General features: G+C 70.7%; 18 protein-coding genes. 8 read left to right on the top strand and 10 right to left on the bottom strand.

The genetic code is table 11. The annotated features are described in order from the left end of the window. Nucleotides 1-220 precede the first annotated feature (220 nt). From ACOCEP_RS15170 to ACOCEP_RS15160, 3 genes are all read left to right on the top strand, one after another. Nucleotides 221-1066, top strand: coding sequence for a hypothetical protein (locus ACOCEP_RS15170; protein WP_482337877.1), 846 nt, complete (start codon nt 221-223; stop codon nt 1064-1066). Nucleotides 1067-1285: 219 nt separating this feature from the next. Beyond that, nucleotides 1286-2896 carry a serine/threonine-protein kinase gene (locus ACOCEP_RS15165; protein WP_482337875.1) on the top strand — a complete coding sequence of 537 codons (1611 nt, stop codon included), beginning with the start codon at nt 1286-1288 and terminating at the stop codon, nt 2894-2896. Nucleotides 2897-2909: 13 nt separating this feature from the next. Continuing rightward, entirely contained in the window at nt 2910-3953 is a 1044-nt protein-coding gene (locus tag ACOCEP_RS15160; protein WP_482337873.1) for a serine/threonine-protein kinase, read from the top strand. On the opposite strand, the gene ACOCEP_RS15155 is transcribed toward ACOCEP_RS15160, so the two are convergent. After that, the gene (locus tag ACOCEP_RS15155; protein ID WP_482337871.1) at nt 3950-4618 is read right to left on the bottom strand and encodes an alpha/beta fold hydrolase; all 669 of its coding nucleotides are present in this window, start codon (nt 4616-4618) and stop codon (nt 3950-3952) included. The genes ACOCEP_RS15160 and ACOCEP_RS15155 overlap by 4 nt on opposite strands. A gap of 63 nt (nt 4619-4681) precedes the next feature. Further along, complete coding sequence (locus ACOCEP_RS15150) at nt 4682-5614, bottom strand: LysR family transcriptional regulator (protein WP_482337869.1); 933 nt, start codon at nt 5612-5614, stop codon at nt 4682-4684. Nucleotides 5615-5716: 102 nt separating this feature from the next. Between ACOCEP_RS15150 and ACOCEP_RS15145 the strand changes: the two genes are divergently transcribed. Then, a complete protein-coding gene (locus ACOCEP_RS15145) occupies nt 5717-6658 on the top strand; it encodes a DMT family transporter (protein ID WP_482337868.1) in 942 nt (313 codons plus the stop codon). A 58-nt stretch (nt 6659-6716) separates the two neighbouring features. Here the strand turns inward: ACOCEP_RS15145 and ACOCEP_RS15140 are convergent, their stop codons facing one another. From ACOCEP_RS15140 to ACOCEP_RS15130, 3 genes are read right to left on the bottom strand one after another with little or no spacing between them, the layout of a single operon-like run. Further along, nucleotides 6717-7100 carry a DUF4345 domain-containing protein gene (locus ACOCEP_RS15140; RefSeq protein WP_482337867.1) on the bottom strand — a complete coding sequence of 128 codons (384 nt, stop codon included), beginning with the start codon at nt 7098-7100 and terminating at the stop codon, nt 6717-6719. Beyond that, complete coding sequence (locus tag ACOCEP_RS15135; protein ID WP_085939730.1) at nt 7101-7808, bottom strand: response regulator; 708 nt, start codon at nt 7806-7808, stop codon at nt 7101-7103. Nucleotides 7809-7815: 7 nt separating this feature from the next. Next, entirely contained in the window at nt 7816-9171 is a 1356-nt protein-coding gene (locus tag ACOCEP_RS15130; protein WP_482337865.1) for a PspC domain-containing protein, read from the bottom strand. Nucleotides 9172-9282: 111 nt separating this feature from the next. Between ACOCEP_RS15130 and ACOCEP_RS15125 the strand changes: the two genes are divergently transcribed. Beyond that, entirely contained in the window at nt 9283-10554 is a 1272-nt protein-coding gene (locus ACOCEP_RS15125; RefSeq protein ID WP_482337862.1) for a PspC domain-containing protein, read from the top strand. Next, nucleotides 10547-10780: a hypothetical protein gene (locus ACOCEP_RS15120; RefSeq protein ID WP_482337861.1), complete on the top strand. Its 234-nt coding sequence runs from the start codon at nt 10547-10549 to the stop codon at nt 10778-10780. Before ACOCEP_RS15125 ends, ACOCEP_RS15120 begins: the two co-directional genes overlap by 8 nt. 224 nt (nt 10781-11004) lie before the next feature. On the opposite strand, the gene guaA is transcribed toward ACOCEP_RS15120, so the two are convergent. After that, complete coding sequence (guaA, locus tag ACOCEP_RS15115) at nt 11005-12561, bottom strand: glutamine-hydrolyzing GMP synthase (protein ID WP_016331177.1); 1557 nt, start codon at nt 12559-12561, stop codon at nt 11005-11007. A gap of 127 nt (nt 12562-12688) precedes the next feature. Here guaA and ACOCEP_RS15110 point away from each other — a divergent pair, with 127 nt between their 5' ends. Together ACOCEP_RS15110 and ACOCEP_RS15105 are read left to right on the top strand one after the other, a co-directional pair. After that, entirely contained in the window at nt 12689-13234 is a 546-nt protein-coding gene (locus ACOCEP_RS15110) for a DinB family protein (RefSeq protein ID WP_482337859.1), read from the top strand. A gap of 60 nt (nt 13235-13294) precedes the next feature. Beyond that, the gene (locus ACOCEP_RS15105) at nt 13295-14740 is read left to right on the top strand and encodes an aldehyde dehydrogenase family protein (RefSeq protein ID WP_482337858.1); all 1446 of its coding nucleotides are present in this window, start codon (nt 13295-13297) and stop codon (nt 14738-14740) included. Here ACOCEP_RS15105 and ACOCEP_RS15100 read toward each other — a convergent pair. The 4 genes from ACOCEP_RS15100 to ACOCEP_RS15085 are packed head-to-tail and all read right to left on the bottom strand — an operon-like array spanning nt 14737 to nt 19064. Beyond that, a complete protein-coding gene (locus ACOCEP_RS15100; RefSeq protein ID WP_482337856.1) occupies nt 14737-16173 on the bottom strand; it encodes an FAD-binding oxidoreductase in 1437 nt (478 codons plus the stop codon). The two genes, ACOCEP_RS15105 and ACOCEP_RS15100, sit on opposite strands and share 4 nt — an antisense overlap. 37 nt (nt 16174-16210) lie before the next feature. After that, nucleotides 16211-17005 carry an ABC transporter ATP-binding protein gene (locus ACOCEP_RS15095; RefSeq protein ID WP_482337855.1) on the bottom strand — a complete coding sequence of 265 codons (795 nt, stop codon included), beginning with the start codon at nt 17003-17005 and terminating at the stop codon, nt 16211-16213. After that, nucleotides 17002-18060, bottom strand: coding sequence for a FecCD family ABC transporter permease (locus tag ACOCEP_RS15090; protein WP_482337853.1), 1059 nt, complete (start codon nt 18058-18060; stop codon nt 17002-17004). Before ACOCEP_RS15090 ends, ACOCEP_RS15095 begins: the two co-directional genes overlap by 4 nt. Next, nucleotides 18057-19064, bottom strand: a complete 1008-nt coding sequence (locus ACOCEP_RS15085; RefSeq protein ID WP_482337851.1) for a FecCD family ABC transporter permease — start codon at nt 19062-19064, stop codon at nt 18057-18059. The genes ACOCEP_RS15090 and ACOCEP_RS15085 overlap by 4 nt, the downstream gene beginning before the upstream one ends. Between the last annotated feature and the right edge of the window lie 19 nt (nt 19065-19083).

Here is a 19083-nt window from a genome sequence, read left to right as displayed (position 1 = left end):
ACGTGCGGTGCGTTGAGCGGTCGTCCCTGGTCCGGGTGGGTGACCTAAGCTGCCGTTCGTCGTATGGCGACGGCATTCCGGCGATGGAGTCTGGCCGTGGGCCGTCCGCACAGGGTTTCCTGGCGACTGCAGGGTCCGCACCGTTCAGAAGACGGCCGCGCGGACCAAAGGCGTCGGCCGAACGGCCCAGCGCCTGCCCCGGACCAGAGCGAGGAATTTCGTGCTTGATCGACAGCGCATACGGCGTGAGGACGCCGTACGTGTCGAGGACGTCATCCCGGAAGAGATCCTGAACGACACCCGCGTCGACCGCGAGTACCTCGAGCAGGTCTTCCGCGAGCCGCAGAAGTTCGTGCCCGCGCGCACCCGCGAAGAGCGGGCCCCGCGGCCCGAACCCGAGGTGGACGAGCCGGAAAGCCGCGCCGTCCGGCGGGCCAAGCTGGCCGGCCTGGTCGCCGCCGGGTTCCTGGTCGCGGGCGCCGTCGTCACCGCGGGCGTGCTCGCGGGCGCCCAGCCGCAAGGCACCGTGCCGGGTGCCGCGGCACCCGAGGCCATGAGCGGGGCCGCCGCGCTCGGCGGGCTCGCCGTTCCGGACTCCACCGAGCCGCAGCGGAAGCAGGAGCCACCGACGCCGTCGGGCACCAGCACGACACCTCAGCCGTCCTCGGGCACCGGCTCGGGTTCGCTCCCCTCGCAGGGCTCGTCGTCCAGCAGCACCAGCTCGCAGCCGGCCGTCAAGCCCGCCGCGGTCAGCACGGCCGAGGGCAAGATCGACGCGGTCCGGAAGTTCTACCGGGCCGTCGACGCCGATCCCTACGGCGCGATGTCGCTGATCACGCCGGTGCTGGCCGAATCGGAGGCAGGCAAGCTGATCGAGGCGTGGAGCGCCATGGACGCCATCCAGATCCAGGACATCCGCGAACAGGCCGACGGCACCATCCTGGCCGTCGTGACCATGCGCAACCCGGACGGCGGCCTGCTGCGGGTCACGCAGGTGCTGGAATTCGCCGACGAGACCTCCGGCCTGATCACCGACGCGCGGCTGCTGTCCGCGCAGCACATGTGACGGACACCGCGCGTGTAACAGCCCTCCACCCAGGGCGATCAGAGTGTGCCGCGTGTGTGTGCGCAGAGTGAGCGCCTAGCCTTGTCACGAGTCGGTCTCGGAAAAGCCGGCACACAGACCACTACATGTGCATACGCTCCAACGCTGTGGCGTGCTGAAGGCCGCACCGCGCACGCGGACGATTCCGCGTCGTGAAGACGGAGCCCAAAGGGAGGTCGCGTGAGCGACGAGGGTCGCCTGGTCGCCGGTCGATATCGCATCGCCGGGCGGATCGGCACGGGCGCGATGGGGGCCGTGTGGCAAGCGCACGACGAGGTACTCGGCCGCACGGTGGCGATCAAGCAGCTGCTGCTGCAACCCGGGCTTGAGGCTCACGACGCCGAAGACGCCCGTCAACGCACGATGCGTGAGGGGCGGATCGCCGCCAGACTGCACCACCCGAACGCCATCTCGGTGTTCGACGTCGTCACCGACGACAACGGCCAGCCGTGCCTGATCATGGAGTACCTGAACTCCACCAGCCTCGCCCAGGTGCTGCAGGAGGAGCGGACGCTGCCGCCGACGGAGGTCGCGCGGATCGGCGCGCAGGTCGCGGCGGCGCTGACCGAGGCGCACGCGGTCGGCATCGTGCACCGGGACATCAAGCCGGGCAACATCCTCCTGGCGCCCAACGGCACCGTGAAGATCACCGACTTCGGCATTTCGCGGGCCAAGGACGACGTCACGGTCACGAAGACCGGGATGATCGCCGGAACCCCCGCCTATCTGGCGCCCGAGGTGGCCATCGGCGGTGACCCGGGCCCGGAGTCCGACGTCTTCTCGCTCGGCTCGACGCTCTACGCCGCCTGCGAAGGCCAGCCGCCCTTCGGCCTCAGCGAGAACACGCTGAGCCTGCTGCACGCGGTCGCGGCCGGGCAGATCATCCCGCCGCGCCAGTCCGGCCCGCTCGCCAGTGTGCTGGCCGTACTGCTGCACCCGGAAGTGCGGCACCGCCCCACCGCCGAAGAGTGCGAAGAGCTCCTCGCCGCCGTCGCCCGGGGTGAAACGCCGCTGGGCGGCCCCGCGGACGACACCGTGCTCGCCGCCCCGATCGCGGGCGCGCTCGCCGGCGGTGGCGTGACCCAGGCGCTCGACAGCGAGGCCGCCGGTCATTCGGGCTCGCTCCTCGACGAACAGGACGCGGCCGGGTCGTACTACGACGACGAGGACGACTACCAGCAGCCCGCGTCGGGCTACCCGGAAGACGACTACGACGGGTACGACAACTACGACGAGACGGCGTTGCTGGCCGAACGCGGCCACCCCGGCGGCGGCCCCGCGCCCACGCGCGCCGTCCCGATCCCCGCGGGCGACTACGACGACGACCCCTACGACGACGATTACGACGACCCGCCCCCGCCGCCCGCCCGCGCGCAGACCAGCCCGGTGGACGAGGACGACGACGAGAAGCCGGGCGCGTGGAAGAAGCCCGCGATCATCGGTGGTGTCGTGGTCGTGGCGCTGGCCGCGCTGGGTTTCTGGCTGCTGAGCCCGAACAACCCGGAGACGCCCGCGCAGGTGGGGAATTCGTCGACGAAGCCGTCTCCGTCCGCGACGTCTTCGGCGCCCGAGACGACCGAGACGCCGACGGAGACGGAGTCTTCGGAGCCGCCCAAGGAGACGACTTCGTCGAAGAAGACGACGAGCAGGGCGACGCAGACGCAGGAGCCGGATCGGCCGACCAGCACGAAGAGCTCCGCCAAGCCGCCGTCGCAGACGACTCCGCCGAGTTCCAGCAAGTCCGTAGAGCCGACCGACCCGCCAGCGAGTTCGACCACGACTGGCGCCTGACCCGAGGCTGCAATTGAGTTCTGAAGGTTCCATCGTCGGCGGCCGGTACCGCCTGGACCAGCCCATCGGGCGTGGCCGGGCGGGCATCGTGTGGCTGGCGTTCGACACACGCCTGCTGCGCACGGTCGCGATGAAGCGCATGTACCTGCCGGTCGGTCTGCCGCCGGACCGGGCGGAGCAGGCCAAGGCCGTCGTCGTCCAAGAAGGCAAGGACGCGGCCAAGTTCGAGCACGCCACCGCCATCAAGGTGTACGACGTGCTGCCCGACGGGCCGGACGTGTGGCTGGTGATGGAGTACATCCCGTCCCGCGGGATGGCGACCTTCCTCGCCGAACACGGCAGGCTGACCGCGGAACAGGCGGCCGGGCTGGGCATCGTGCTCGGCCGCGCGCTGGCCGCGATGCACGAGGCCGGGGTGGTGCACCGGACCGTCGAGCCGGGCACGGTCCTGCTGGCCGACGACGGCGGCGTGAAGCTCACCGACATCGGCATCACCGGTGGCGGTCCGAGCCCCGCGTACCGGGCGCCCGAGGTGGCGCGCGGCGAACCGGCGACTTCGGCGTCCGACGTGTTCTCGCTGGGCGCGACGCTGTACACGGCCGTCGAGGGGGTGCCGCCGTTCGGTGAAGACGGCGAGTCCTCGGAACGGCCGCCGCAGACCGCCGGGCCGCTGGCGGGCGCGCTGCGCAAGATGCTGCGGGCGGAGCCGGACGCGCGGCCGACGATGGCCGACACGGTGCGCTCGCTGAACGCGATCACGGAGGGGCGGCAGACCGCGTTCATCCCGCCGACCGCGCCCGCCATGCCGACGGTTCCGGCGTCGATGCCGATGCCCGTCCAGCAGGCACCGCAGCAGCCGATGCAGCAGTTCCCTCAGCACCAGCCACAGCAGTACCAGCCGCCTCAACCGCAGTACGCGCCGCCGGCGCAGCAGTACGCGCGCTCCGCGCCGGTGGCCGCGAAGTCGCCCGACACCCGGAAGTGGCTGATCACGGCAGGCGCCGTGGTGGCGGCGATCCTCGTCGGTGTGCTGTTCGCGGAGCTGTTCCTGATTTAGAGGTGCTCGAGGACCAGCGTCGCCAGTTCGACCGGACGGCTGAGGTACGGGCTGTGGCTCGCCCGCCAGGTCACCGTCGTGTCGCACCGGGCGGCGAAGTGGACGACCATTTCCGGGACGAGCGCCCGGTCTTCGGTGCAGGTGACGTACGTGGTCGGGGTTTCCTTCCACGCCGAGCCTTCCGGGGACTCGTCGAAGATCGTGACGGGTTCCGGGCGCAGCAACGCCGTGGCGCGCTCGGCGACGGCGTCCGTGCAGTCGGCGTACATCGCCTCGCGGACGGCGGCGAGGTCGAGATGGGTCAGACCTCGATCGTCGAAGATCAGGGGCAGCTCTTGGGGTTCGCGCCCGGTTTCCTCTCTGGTCCGCTCGATCCAGTACTGAGCGGTTTCCCCTGGTTCGCTAACGATCGCGGCCAGATAGATCAGGTGCGAAGCCCCTTGAAGGCCGCTGGCGGTGAGCCCGCCGAAGGAGTGCGCGAGCACCACTGGCGGCTCGGCCGCCCGGTCGACGAGTTCCTGGACGGTTTGGGTGGTTTCGGCGATCGGACGCCCGCCGAGGTCGGGGACGGTGACCTCGGCGCCTTCCCTGCGCAGGCGTTCGACGACGTCGTCGAAATGGGCGGGCTGGTGCCAAGAGCCGTGCAGGACGATGAGGGGACGCACCGGGGTCCTTTCGCTGGCGGGGTTCCCTGCCAGGTTGTCGACCGCCGGCGCGGCTGATCAAGCTCAGCCGGTTTTCGTGCCCACTCGGCCAGTCCCGCTTACCTGTCCGGCCCCTTCGCGGATGGCACCGAGGAAACGGCGTACCGCGGGGTGTTCCCTGGCGTGCGCGGCCACGGCGGCGTGGATGGACCGCACCGGATCGGGGCGGCGGACCTTGCGGATGGCGACGCCGGGATGCGGCGCGCCGAGACCGAGCTCCGGGATCAGCGCGACACCGAGCCCGGCGGCCACGAACCCTTGCGCCGTCTGGTAATCCTCGGATTCGACGACGTGGTTCGGGGCGAATCCGGCCGCGCCGCAGGCGTCGAGCAGGATGTCGCGGCAGGCGCCGGGGAGACCGTCGACACCGACCCACGGATCCTCCGCGAGTTCGCCGAGATCGAGGACGCGTTTGCGGGCGAGCCGGTGGTTCTTCGGCAGGATCGCGCGGTACGGATCGTCGAGCAGGTGGACGTACTCGACCCCCTTGACCCGGGGGGTGCTGCTGGGGAGCACGATCATCGCGACGTCGGCCTCGCCCGATTCGATCTCGGGCATCGAATCGTCGGGCTCGACCAGTTTCAGGTCGAGGCGGACACCGGGGAACTCCCGGCGCAGGGCGGCGACGGCCAAGGGCACCAGCGAGGCGCCCGCCGTGGCGAAGTAGCGGATCGCGAGCCTGCCCGTGCGGCCTTCCTTGAGTTCGGTGAGCGCGGCTTCGGCCTTCGCGAGCTGGGTGCTCAGCGTTTCCGCGTGTTCGGACAGCAGCGAACCGGCGGGGGTCGGCCGCACGCCGCGGCCCACGCGTTCGAGCAGTTCGACGCCCGCTTCCCTTTCCAGGGTGGACAACTGCTGGCTGATCGCGGAAGGTGTGTAGCCGAGATTCCGGGCGGCGGCGGTGATCGAACCGCTGCTGATCACGGCTCGGAGGACCTGCATGCGGCGGACGTCCAGCATGCCCCGATCTTACAGTTCTTCTTAAGGCTGCCTGCAGTTATTTTCGCTTGTCCTTACGCGTCGGCGCGGCGAAGCTGGGCCAGGCACTTAAGGAGGACTGGGGTGGGCGAGACGAAGACCCTGCTGCGGATCGGCGCGCTGGCGCTCATGTGGGGATCGAGTTTCTTCTGGATCAAACTGGGGCTCGGCGCGTTCACGCCGGTGCAGCTCGTGCTGGCGCGGGTGGCGCTCGGCGCGGCGGTGCTGATCGGGCTCTGCTACCTCGGCCGGGACCGGCTGCCGTCGGGGCGGCGGATCTGGGGACATCTGGCGGTCGCGGCGTTCTTCCACAACGCGCTGCCGTTCCTGCTGTTCGCGTGGGGTGAGCTGACCGTCGACTCCGGGATCACCGGGGTGCTGAACTCGACGACACCGTTGTGGGTGTTGCTGGCCGCGCCGATGATGGGCGCGCGGACGAAGATGACCGCGGTGCGGGTCACCGGGCTGGTCGTCGGGCTCGCCGGGATCCTGCTGATCTTCGCGCCATGGGAGGCCTCCGGCTTGCTGAGCTGGGGCGCGCTGGCGTGCCTCGCGGCGGCCGCGAGCTACGGTTTCGCGTTCGTCTACGAGGGCAAACACCTCACCGGCACCGGCGACTCGCCGATGGCGCTGGCCGGCGGGCAGATGCTGCTGGCGACCGGGTTCCTCCTGCTCGCGATGCCGATGGGCGGTTTCGAACCGGTGCACCTGAGCACCGGCGCGGTCGTCGCGGTCGTGATCCTGGGGATCGGGTCGACCGGGATCGCGTTCGCGCTGAACTACCAGCTCCTCGCGAGCGAGGGCGCCGTCGCGGCGTCGATCGTCGGGTATCTGCTGCCGGTGGTTTCGGTGCTGCTGGGAGCGGTGTTCCTGGCCGAGCCGCTGAACCTGAGGGTGATCGCCGGGATGGTCGTCGTGCTGGGCGGGGTCGCGCTGACCCGGCTCCGCCCGAGGGAGCAAGGGACCTTTGCTACCACTCCGCAGGTCGAGCGCCCTTTGGCCGCCGCCGGGGAGGCCGCGCCGTGACCTGCGTTTAGCGGGCTAAACGCGATGCGGTGGGGCCTGGGGGCTCGCCGGATCGCGTTTAGCCCGCTAAAGGCGACGCGACCGCGAGGACGAGCAGGGCGGCGAGGACGATCTCGACCCAGAAGTAGAGCCAGCTCGGATAGAACCGCTCGGGCCGCTCCGCGAACCGTGCGACCAACCGCCCGAAGGCCATCCCCGCGAGCGCGACGGCCACCGCGATCGCGGCCCCCCGCTGGATCCCGCCGACGTCGAAAGCCGCGAACCCGAGCAGCGCCGCGACAGCCACCCCGAAGCCGCCGTACACCGCGCGCACCTCGGTTCGCGCCGTCGCCGACTCCAGCGAAACGCCGAACGGCCGGATCAGCCGTTCCGGCGCGACGAGCCCGAGCAGCCCCATCCCCAGGAAGAACAAGGCCACCAGGCCGATGAGAACAGACGCCACCTAGACGAGACGCCGGTCGGACGCCCAGCGCGAAAGCTCGTACCGGTTCGAAAGCTGCGTCTTCCGCAGCACGCTCGACACGTGGGTCTCGACGGTCTTCACCGAGATGAACAGCTCCGAAGCAATCTCCTTGTACGCGTACCCGCGCGCGAGCAGCCGCAGCACGTCCCGCTCACGCGGGGTCAGCAGGTCGAGGTCCGGGTCGCTGATCGGCGCGGAACCCGGCCGGTCGGCGAACGCGTCGAGCACGAACCCGGCCAGCCGCGGCGAGAACACCGCGTCCCCGTCCGAGACCCGCACGACGGCCCGCACGAGCTCCTTCGACGAGATCGTCTTCGTGACATACCCCCGCGCCCCCGCGCGGATCACGGCGATCACGTCTTCCGCGGCGTCGGAGACCGACAGCGCGAGGAACACGACGTCCGGCAGTTCCGGGCGGACCCGGCGCAACACCTCGGCGCCGCCACCGTCCGGCATGTGCACGTCGAGCAGCACGACCTGCGGTTTGGTCCGGGCGATGCCCGCGACCGCCTCGGCGACCGAGCCCGCCTCACCGACCACGCGGACGTCGTCGGTGATCGAGTCCAGTTCGGTGCGCACACCCGCCCGGAAGAGCGCGTGGTCGTCGACGAGGAAGACCTTCACCGGCTCCCGCGTCTGCTGGTTCTCCGTCACGATGCTCCCTCGCTCGCCCTGTCCCGTGAGCATAGCGACCTCACGCCGCACCCTTCCCCGCCTTGACCGGCATCTCCAGCTGGACCTCGGTTCCTTCACCCGGTGCGGTACGAAGCTTGAGCTTCCCGCCGTGCCGCTCCATCCGCCCCCGGATGGAATCGGCGAGCCCGTGCCGATCACTCGGCACGACGTCGGGGTCGAACCCCTTACCCCGGTCGCGCACGAAGACCGTCACCGCGGTCGGCTCGACTTCGGCGTACACGCTGACCTCGTCGACACCCGCGTGCTTGGCGGCGTTGACGATCGCTTCGCGCGCCGCCTGGACCAACGCGGTCAGCGGCTCGTTCAGCGTCGCCTCCCCCACGACCACCTGCTGCACCGAGATCGCGAACGCGTCCTCGACCTCGCCACACGCGGCGGCGAGCACCTCGGACAGCTGACCGCTGACGGCCTCTTCCTCGGTCTTCTTGCTCTTGCCGTACCCCGACGGCCCGTACAGCCAGCCGCGCAGCTCGCGTTCCTGACCGCGCGCGAGCCTGGCGACCTCGCGCGGCGATTCCGCCTGTTTCTGGATCAGCGCGAGGGTCTGGAGGACGGAGTCGTGCAGATGCGCGGCGATCTCGGCGCGTTCGTCGGTGCGGATGCGGGCGGTGCGCTCGTCGGAGAGGTCGCGGACCAGGCGCAGCCAGAACGGGACGGTCAGCACGGCGACGCCGAACAGCGTCGCGATCACGGCGACCAGCGCGAACTTGACCTGGTCGATGCTGCCGCTCTCCAGGACGACGACGCCGATGCCGGTCATCACCAGCGCGACACCGGCGACCAGGCGGATCGCCGCCGACCAGCCCCCGCCGCCGAGAAAGGCCGTGGCGACCCCGCCCTTGGCACTGATACGCCAACGCCGCCGCTGCGACTCGTCGGCCTCGCGCCAGACGACGGCCGCGCCGATCATCGCCAGCGCCAGCGGGATGGCGACCCAGCCGCTGATCAGACCGGTCAGCGTGCCGCTGGCGACGGCGAGGCCGACACCCAGCGCGATGAGCCCGAAGGCCTGCTGCTTCTCTTTCGGCGCGGACTTCTCCGGCTCGGCCTCGCCGGATCGCTGCTGGACGAACACCCAGAGCAGGCCGTACGCGAGCAGGCCCGCGCCGTTCAGGGCGGCGAGCAACGCGAACGCGATCCGGACCCAGAGCACCTTGACGCCGAGGTGGTCGGCGAGGCCGCCGGCGACACCCGCGATGGCGCGGCCGGAACGGCGGCGATACATCTTGGGCGGCTCGAACGGCGCCGGGGACAGGCTGCCGGTGACGGGCACCGGCGGGCGCTCGATGATCGTCGGCTTCACCTGTCCGGCGAGCTCGTCGGTGACGGATTCCTGCACGTTCTCCATGGTCACACGGAGTGGGGTACTGATCCATCGGGGAAACCCCTGACTCTTCCCGCTGGGGGAAACCTCAGGGACGTTCCCGGATGTGGCGAGGGCCCGCCGGGGCGCATTCTTTGTGGCATGAGTGGGAGTGAGACACAGGTTCCGAAGCGCGGCCCCGCGGCCGGCTTCGAGGAGACCGTCAAGGATTTCTGGCGGAGCAGGCCGGTCCGTCCGGTGGCGGGCCGCAAGTTCGCCGGGGTCGCCGCGGGGATCGGCTACCGGTACGGCATCGACCCGACCGTGGTCCGGGTGGCGTTGGTCGCGGCGACCGTGTTCGGCGGTTTCGGCGTCTCCGTCTACCTGCTGGGCTGGCTGTTCCTGCCGCAGGAAGGCGATCGCGTTTCCGCGTTCGAGGGCCTGATCGGCCGGGGGCGCGCGTCGAGCTCGCCGGCGTTCGCGGTGATGCTGCTGCTTCTGCTGTTCCCCGGGCTCACCTGGACCCTGAGCGGCGGCTGGATGGCCGACGGCACCGGCCTGATCGGGTTCGCACTGATGGCCGTCGCGCTGTACCTGCTGCACCGCAACCGCGGTCAGTTCAACCGGCCGACGATGCCCGCTCCGGCCTATCCGACGGCCGCGTTCTCCATGGCGTCGGCGTCGGCGGCCTCCACCTCGACGGCGACCGAAGGCGGCTGGGACCCGCTCGCGGCCGACCCGTCGGCCTGGGATCTGCCGAACGCGTCACCCTCCGGCGGACTGCCGCCGCAGAGTCCTCCGCCGCCTCCCGCGCCGCCGATGCCCCGTCGCCGCAAGTCGAAGATCGGCGCCGCGACCTTCGGGATCGCCGTGCTGGTGGCCGGAGTCGGCACGGTTCTCGGCCTGGACGGCGAGACGTGGTTCACCCCGCAGCACGTCGTCGGGCTCACCCTGGGCGTGGTCGGCATCGGATTGGTGGCCGGTTCGTTCGTCCGAGGCGGCCGCGGGCTGATCGGGCTGGCGGTGCCGCTGGCGATCGTCGGGATGGCGCTGACCACGGTGCCGTTCGAGAACTTCTCCGTGAAGGGCGGTGTCGGCGATCTGAAGGCGACGCCGAGCCAGGTGTCCGACGTGCTGCCGGAGTACCGCCACTCGGCGGGCGACATCGACCTCGACCTGACCAAGCTGCCCGCCGGCGCGTCGGTGAGCACGAAGGTCTCCAACGGGGCTGGCAACTCGACGGTGCTCGTGCCGGCGGGTGCCGAAGTGAAGGTCTCCTGCGAGACGGGGGCGGGCGAGGTCGACTGCCTCGGTCACTCCCGCTCGGGGGTCGGCGAGGACGCGGTCGACTTCACCGCGCCGGGCGACAACGGGCAGAAGATCACGGTGCAGGTCAAGAACGGTGTCGGGAACGTGGAGGTGCGCCGTGGCTGAGTACGACTACGACAACACGCAGACCCAGTCTTCGCAGCCCGCCAAGCGCGGGGTGGACGTCTTCACGCTGTTCATCGGGATCGCGACGCTGCTGGTGTCGGGTTACGTCCTCTCGGACGGTTCCACGTGGCTACCGCAGTTCGACTTCCGGTGGGTCATGGCGGGCGGGGCGATCTTCGTCGGCGTCCTGCTGCTCGCCGCTTCGCTGCGCAAGAGCCGCCGCTAGCGGCGCCGCTGACGCTCCACCCACTCCGAAGGCCCCGGCCCCTCGCCGGGGCCTTCGCCTTGCTCCCGACCTGCGTTTAGCCCCCTAATCGCGATCCGGGCCGCGCCAGATGCCCCCGCCCCCCGACCTGCGTTTCGCGGGCTAAACGCGATCCGGTCGCCTGGGTGCCCCAGGGCCGACAGATCGCGATTAGGGGGCTAAACGCAGGTCCGAGCCGGGAAAGGTCACTCCCACTCGATGGTGCCCGGCGGCTTGGACGTGACGTCCAGGACCACCCGGTTCACCTCGGCGACCTCGTTCGTGATGCGGGTCGAGATCCGCTCCAGGACCTCGTAGGGCAGCCGCGTCCAGTCCGCGGTCATCGCGTCCTCGGACGACACCGGCCGCAGCACGATCGGGTGCCCGTAGGTCCGCCCGTCACCCTGGACGCCGACGCTGCGGACGTCGGCGAGCAGCACCACCGGGCACTGCCAGATCTCGCCGTCGAGCCCGGCCGCGGTGAGCTCCTCGCGCGCGATGGCGTCCGCCGCGCGCAGCGTCTCGAGCCGCTCGGCGTCGACTGCGCCGATGATCCGGATCCCGAGCCCCGGGCCGGGGAACGGCTGCCGCTGCACGATCGTCTCCGGCAGCCCGAGCTCCAGCCCGACGCGCCGCACTTCGTCCTTGAACAGCAGCCGCAGTGGCTCGACGAGCTCGAACTGCAGGTCGTCGGGCAGCCCGCCGACGTTGTGGTGGCTCTTGATGTTCGCCGCGCCCTCACCGCCGCCGGACTCGACGACGTCCGGGTACAGCGTGCCCTGGACCAGGAACTTGTAGTCGCCCTCGGCCTTCAGGTCGCGCTCGGCCTGCTCGAACACGCGGATGAACTCGCGGCCGATGATCTTCCGCTTCTCCTCCGGGTCGGTGACCCCGGCCAGCGCGTCGAGGAACCGGTCCCGCGCGTCGACGGTCACCAGATTCACCCCGGTGGCGGCGACGAAATCGCGTTCGACCTGGGTGCGCTCGCCGGAGCGGAGCAGACCGTGATCGACGAACACGCAGGTCAGCCTGTCCCCGATGGCCCGCTGGACCAGCGCGGCGGCCACGGCGGAGTCGACGCCACCGGACAGCCCGCAGATCGCCCGGCCGTCGCCGACCTGCTCGGCGATGCGCTTGACCTGGTCGTCGACGATGGACGACGTCGTCCACTGCGGCTTGATGCCCGCGATGTCGTGCAGGAAGCGGCGAAGCACCTCCTGGCCGTGCGGCGAGTGGTGCACCTCAGGGTGGTACTGGACGCCGGCGAAGCGGCGCTCGACGTCTTCGAACCCGGCGACGGCGGCGCCGTCACTGGAAGCGGTCACGGTGGCGCCCTCGGGAGCCTTCGTGACGCTGTCGTTGTGGCTCATCCACGCCGGCTGGTTGCTCGGGAGACCGGCGTGCAGCACGCCGCCTTCACCGGCCACGCGGACCTCGGTGCGGCCGAACTCGCGGATCCCGGTCGGCTCGACCGTCCCGCCGAGGGCCTGCGCGAGCACCTGGTGGCCGTAACAGATGCCGAGGATCGGCACGCCCGCGTCGACCAGGCCGGGGGCGAGAGCCGGGGCGTTCTCCGCGTACACGCTGGAAGGACCACCGGAAAGAATGATCGCGGCGGGGTCCTTGGCGAGGATGTCCTCGGCCGTGGCGGTGTGCGGGACGACCTCGGAGTAGACCTGCGCCTCACGCACGCGCCGCGCGATCAGTTGCGCGTACTGCGCCCCGAAGTCCACGACGAGTACCGGACCGGTGGGACTGGGCACCTGAAACCTCCAGATCAGAGCAGCACGCTTCCCCACCATCGTCCCAGGTGGGCCGGGTCACCTCGCCGCCAACCCCCTCTCGATTCAGGACAGCGGATGACCGCGAGGCGGCCTACCGTCCGACGGCATGGGCATCGACTGGACCAAGGAACTCTCCGAACAGCTCGACTGGCACTGGACCCAGCACCTCCGGCCCCGGCTGGACACCCTCGGCGACGCCGAATACCTCTGGGAACCCGCCGAGGACTGCTGGACGATCCGGCACGACGAGAGCGGCAAGCCGACGATCGACTGGGCGTATCCGGAGCCATCGCCGCCGCCGGTCACGACGATCGCGTGGCGCCTCGCCCACATCATCGTCGGCGTCTTCGCGATGCGGAACGCGTCGCACTTCGGCGGGCCGACCGTCGACTACCAGACCTTCCCCTACGCGGGCTCCGCCGAAGAAGCGCTGAAGCAGCTCGACGACGCCTACGCGCGGTGGCGTGACGGCGTCCGCGGCCTCACCGCCGAAGACCTCCAGCGCCCCTGCGGCGACGCCGAAGGGCCGTACGCGGAGTACCCGCTCGCGACCCTCGTCCTCCACATCAACCGGGAGGCCATCCACCACGGCGCCGAGGTCCTCCTCCTGCGCGACCTCTATCGGGCACGCCCGCGAACAGATCGCGTTTAGCCCGCTGAACGCGATCTGTTCGAGGTGCTCGCCGAACCCTGACTGGAATACCGTGTCCCCATGGACATGATCACCCCGGAGCCGCGTCCCGCCTGGATCGCCGGACGCCCCGAGCAGGGCGCTTCGACGATCACCGTGCACCACCCCTACGACGGCAGCGAAGTCGCCACCGTCGCGGTGCCCGGACCGGAGCAGGTCGAACGAGCGGTGAGCGCGGCGGCGAGCGTCGCGAAGGAGTTCCGGCGGTCCTTGGCGCACAGCCGCGCCGCGGCGCTCGACCACGTTTCGCGGGTCATCGCCGGCCGGGCCGAGGAGATCGCCGAGGTCATCACCGCCGAGAACGGCAAGCCGCTCAAATGGGCCGAGGCGGAGGTCCGGCGAGCGGTGTCGGTGTTCCGGATCGCCGCCGAGGAGGCCCGCCGGTTCAGCGGCGACCTGCAGCGCCTGGACACCGACCCGGCGGGTGAGGGCAGGCTGGCGCTCACCCGCCGGATCCCGCGCGGCCCGGTGCTCGGCATCGCGCCGTTCAACTTCCCGCTGAACCTGGTGGCGCACAAGGTCGCGCCGTCGCTCGCGGTCGGCGCGCCGATCATCGTCAAACCCGCGCCGCGCACGCCGCTGGCCGCGCTGATCCTCGGCGAGATCCTGGCCGAGACGGACCTGCCCGAAGGCGCGTTCTCGGTGCTGCCGCTCGGCAACGAGGAGACGTCGGCGCTGGTCGCCGATCCCCGGCTGCCGGTCGTTTCGTTCACCGGTTCGGGTCCGGTCGGCTGGTCGATCGCGGACGCCGCGCCGCGCAAACACGTCGTACTCGAACTCGGCGGCAACGCGGCCGCCGTCGTGCTCCGCGACTGGCCGGACCCCGAAGGCGCCGCGGAGCGCATCGCGACCTTCGGCAACTACCAGGCCGGGCAGTCCTGCATCGCCGTGCAGCGGGTCATCGTCGAACGTGAGGTCGCCGAAGAATTCGTGCCCGCCTTGGTCGAAGCGGTGCGGGCACAGCGAACCGGTGACCCGTACGACAAGAACACCGACGTGGGCCCGGTCGTCGACGAGGCCGCGGCGGAGCGGATCGTCGCCTGGATCGACGAGGCCGTCGCCGCGGGCGCGAGGATCCTCACCGGCGGCAAGCGGGACGGCGCGACGGTCGAGCCGACCGTGCTCACCGACGTCCCACCGTCCACAAAGGCCTGGGCGGAGGAGATCTTCGGTCCGGTGCTCGCAGTGTCCATTGTGGATGGAGTGGACGAGGCTTTCGCGTCGGTCAACGAATCCGCGTACGGCTTGCAGGCCGGGGTGTTCACCCGCGACGTGCATCTGGCCTTCTACGCGTCGACGGAACTCGAAGTCGGCGGCGTGATCATCGGCGACGTCCCGAGCTACCGCGCGGACCAGATGCCGTACGGCGGCGTCAAGGGGTCCGGTGTCGGCCGGGAGGGGGTCCTCGCCGCGATGTACGACCTCACCGAGGAACGGGTCACCGTCTTCACCGGCATCGACCTCTAGTCCGGGGTGACGGCCTGCGCGAACCCGAACACCTTGTCCGGGTCGTAGGTCTTCGCCACCTGCTTGAGACGAGTGGCGTTGCCGCCGTAGTAGGCCGTCATCCAGTCGGGCAGGGCGGGGTCGATGTAGTTGACGTAGCCCCCGCCCAGTCCGAGCCCCGACACCACCTCCGCGACCGAATCCGTTGCCGCGGAACGATTACGCGCGTCCGCCTGACTGTAGATCTGCACACTGCCGATCGCCTTCCGGTGCCAGAACGCGGTGGCGTCCGGGGCGATGTCGGCGACGGCGCCGCCGAGACCGTCGACCAGCAGGTCCATTCCTTGCCTGCCCTTGAGGACGGACGTCAGCTTCGCGGGCTCCGCCGGTTCTTCGAGTATCCGCGATGAGGCCACAAAGGACTGACGGTTCTCACTGCCGGAGAAGTACTTCATGGCACCGAGATAATCGAGCTGCTTCACCGTCCGCGTTCCACCGACCTGGTCGAGCAGCTTTCCCAGCGAAGCGGAATCGCCGACGTGGCAACCGGAAATCCGCACACCGACCGTCGATCCGCCGGACAGCACGACATTCGCCCACAGCTCGGGCGGCGCTTCGGGAAGCCAACGCTGCCATTCGGCGACGACGTCGTTCGCGCTGCCCGCCGGGAACCGCAAGGAGAACACCGAAACGGCCGAGGGCGCCGGATCGGTACGGAAGGTGAACGAGGTGACGACACCGAAGTTGCCGCCTCCCCCACCGCGTAACGCCCAGAACAGGTCCGGCTCGGAATCCGCCGACACCGTCCGCAGTTTCCCGTCCGCCGTGACGACCCGCGCGGACACCAAATGGTCACACGTGAGACCGTATTTCCGGGCGAGCACGCCGATTCCGCCACCGAGCGTCAGCCCGGCGATCCCGACGCTGGGGCAGGAACCCGCGGGCAGGCAACGACCCGCACGGCCGAGTGTCGCGTAGACGTCCTTCAGTTTCGCGCCCGCGCCGATCACGACCTGTTCACCTTGGACGTCCACTGAGGACATTCCGCCGAGGTCGATCATCAAGCCGCCGTCGGGAACCGAATATCCGGCGTAGCTGTGCCCTCCGCTACGCGCCGCGATGGGAACCCGTCTCGCCGCGGCGGAAACGGCCGCCTGAACGTCTTCGGCCTTGGCGCATTTCGCGATCGCGGCGGGCTTGAGCCCGTCGAAGGCCGGGTTGAACACGCGTTTGGCGCTGTCGTAACCGGAATCCCCCGGCAGGAGCAGGGAAACCTTGTTCCGCAACGCCGCCCAGTCCGGTGGGCCGGACGGCGGCGTGACGCCGGTACTCGGCGGCAACGACGTTCCCGGCGCGGAGCTGGGCGGCTGGGCCGGCGGCGCGGCGGAACACGCCGTCACGGCCGCCCCGGCCACGGTCGCGCCGGCGAGTTTGAGGAACGCCCTTCTCTCCATGCCAGTTAGACGCCCGTGGGGCGGGCAGGTTGCGGCCTTACCCCCGAAGGTGTGCGCTCACCGGCACGACCAAGGGCGTACCGGACACCGGATCCGCCATCACCTTCGCCGTCAGGCCGAAGATCTCCTCGAGAAGCGGCTCGGTGAGCACCTCGGCGGGCGGGCCCTGCGCGACGATCCGGCCGCCGCGCATCGCGACCAGCTTGTCGGCGTAGCGGGCGGCGAGATTCAGGTCGTGCAGCACCATCACCACGGTGGTGCCGCGTTCTTCGTGCAGCCGGTACACCAGGTCCAGCACGTCGATCTGGTGCGCCAGGTCGAGATACGTGATCGGCTCGTCGAGCAGGAGCAGGCCGGTCTCCTGCGCCAGCGTCATCGAGATCCACGCCCGCTGCCGCTGGCCGCCGGAGAGCTGGTCGACCACCCGGCCGGCGTGCTCCTCCATCCCGGTCAGCCGCAGCGCCCGCTCGATGGCCTCGTCGTCGGACGAGGACCACTGCCGGTACCAGCTCTGATGCGGATGCCGCCCCCGCCGGACCAGATCGGAGACGGTCAGCCCCTCGGGCGCGGACGGGGTCTGCGGCAGCAGGCCGAGGATCTTGGCGACCTCACGGGTCGGCAGCTTGTCGATGCGTTCCCCGTCGAGCAGCACCGCGCCCTGCCGTGGCTTGAGCAAGCGCGCCAGCGCGCGCAGCAGGGTCGACTTGCCGCAGCCGTTGGGGCCGATGATCGCGGTGACGGTCCCGTCGAGGACGTCGAGGTCCAACCCGGTCACGACGGGCGTTTCGCCGTAGCCGAGTTCCAATTCCCGGGCACGCAGTCTGGCGTTCACGCGCGCTCCTCCTTACGGCTGCGGATGAACAGGAAGATCAGATACGGCGCGCCGAGGATCGCCGTCAGCACGCCGACCGGAAGCCCGGACAGGCCCGGCGTCACCCGCACCACGAGATCCGCGCCGACGGTCAGCAGGGCGCCGAGGACCATCGAGCCGAACAGCGGCGGCTGCGCGGAACGGACCAGCCTCAAGGCGATCTGCGGGGTGGCCAGCGCGACGAAGGTGATCGGGCCCGCGGCCGCGGTGGCGACGGCGGCCAAGGCCGCGCCGAGCAGCAGCAGGGTGCCGCGGGCGGCGTCGACCCGGATACCGAGGCCGCGCGCGGTGTCGTCGCCGAACTGCAGGCCGCCGATGGTGTGCCCGGCGACCAGCGTGATCGGCGCGAGGACGGCCAGCGCGAGCAGCACCGGGGCGACCGATTCCCAGCCGACGTCGGCGAGGCTGCCCACGATCCACGTCGTCGCCCGCGCGGCGTTGTCGACGTCGCCGATGGTCAGCATCCAGTACACGAGGTTGTAGCCGACGGCCGAAAGCGCGATCCCGATCAGCACGAGCCGGTAGCCGTCGATCCCGCGCCGCCATGAAAGCGCGTACAGCAGGATCCCCGCGATCACGCCGCCGGCCAGCCCGGCGAGCGGAACGCCCAGCGTGCTCGCCAGGCCGCTGACCTGGCCGCCGGTGCCGCCCGCGACGATCACGCCGACCGCGCCGACACCCGCGCCCCAGGTGATGCCGAGGATGTCCGGGCTGGCCAGCGGATTCCTGGCGATGGTCTGGAACAGCGCGCCGGACAGCCCGAGTGCGGCGCCGACGCCGATCGCGGTCAGGGTGCGCGGCATCCGCAGGTCGAAGATGATCCCGCGTTCCCGCGCGGTGCCGCCGCCGAACAGCGTCTTCAGGACGTCGCCGACGCCGATGTGGGAGGTGCCGATCCCGATGTTCAGCGCCGCGACCAGCACGAGCGCGACCGCCGCGAAGAACACGACGGCGAGCGTCCTCGGCCGCACCGGCCAGGCCGCCGGGCCGAGCGAGATCACCTTGGGAGGCGTCATATCCGTGCCAGGCCCTTCTTGCGGACGAGGTGGACGAACACCGGCACGCCGAGCACCGCCAGCATGATGCCGACCTCCAGGTTGTCCGAGGCGACGACGCGGCCGAGCAGGTCCGCCGCCAGCAGCAGGATCGCGCCGAGCACGGCGGAGAACGGCACCAGCCACCGGTAGTCGGGCCCGCTGAGGGCCCGCGCGAAATGCGGGACCAGCAGGCCGAGGAACGCGATAGGACCGCAGGCGGCGACGGCCGCGCCGGTCAGCAGCGTGATCGCGGCGACCCCGAGCAGCCTCGTCCGGCCGACCCGCCGTCCGAGCGCGACGGCGACGTCGTCACCGAGCGCGAGCGTGTTCATCCCTGGGGTGTTGATCACCGCGAGGAGCAGGCCCGCGGCCACGAACGGGGCGATCTGGCCGATCATCGCGGGATCGCGGCCGGCGATCGAACCGACGTGCCAGAAGCGGTAGGTCTCCATCCCGCGGTCGTCGCCGAGCACGATCGCGGAGATGACGCCGTTGAGCAGGGCGCTCACCGCCGCTCCGGCCAGCGCGAGCGTCACCGGTGTGGCGCCGCGGCCGCCGACCGCGCCGAGCAGGAACACCACCGCGCTCGCGACGAGGGCACCGGCGAAGCCGAACCAGATGAACGCGTACAGGTCGTCGATGCCGAGCACGACGACGGCGAGCACCACCGCGAACGCCGCACCTTGGGTGACGCCGAGCAGGCCAGGGTCCGCGAGCGGATTGCGGGTGTGGCCCTGCATGAGCGCCCCGGCCGCGCCGAGCGCGAGCCCCGCGAGGACACCGAGCAGCGTGCGCGGCACCCGCAGCGAACGGACGATCAGGTGATCCGGCACGCCGGTGGGATGGAAGATCGCGTCCCATACGACACCCAAAGGAATCGAACGCGCACCGAGGGCGATGCTCGCGACGCAGACCACAGCCAGAAGGGTGACGAGCAGGGCGCCTACTGTCGCCTTTCCAACACGAACTTCCACTGTGGACATCCGCCATCCTATGCTCCGG

The sequence above is a fragment of the Amycolatopsis sp. CA-211722 genome, from assembly GCF_056828465.1.
The sequence above is the reverse complement of the archived record's forward strand: the minus strand, read 5'-3'. Positions and strand labels throughout refer to the sequence as shown.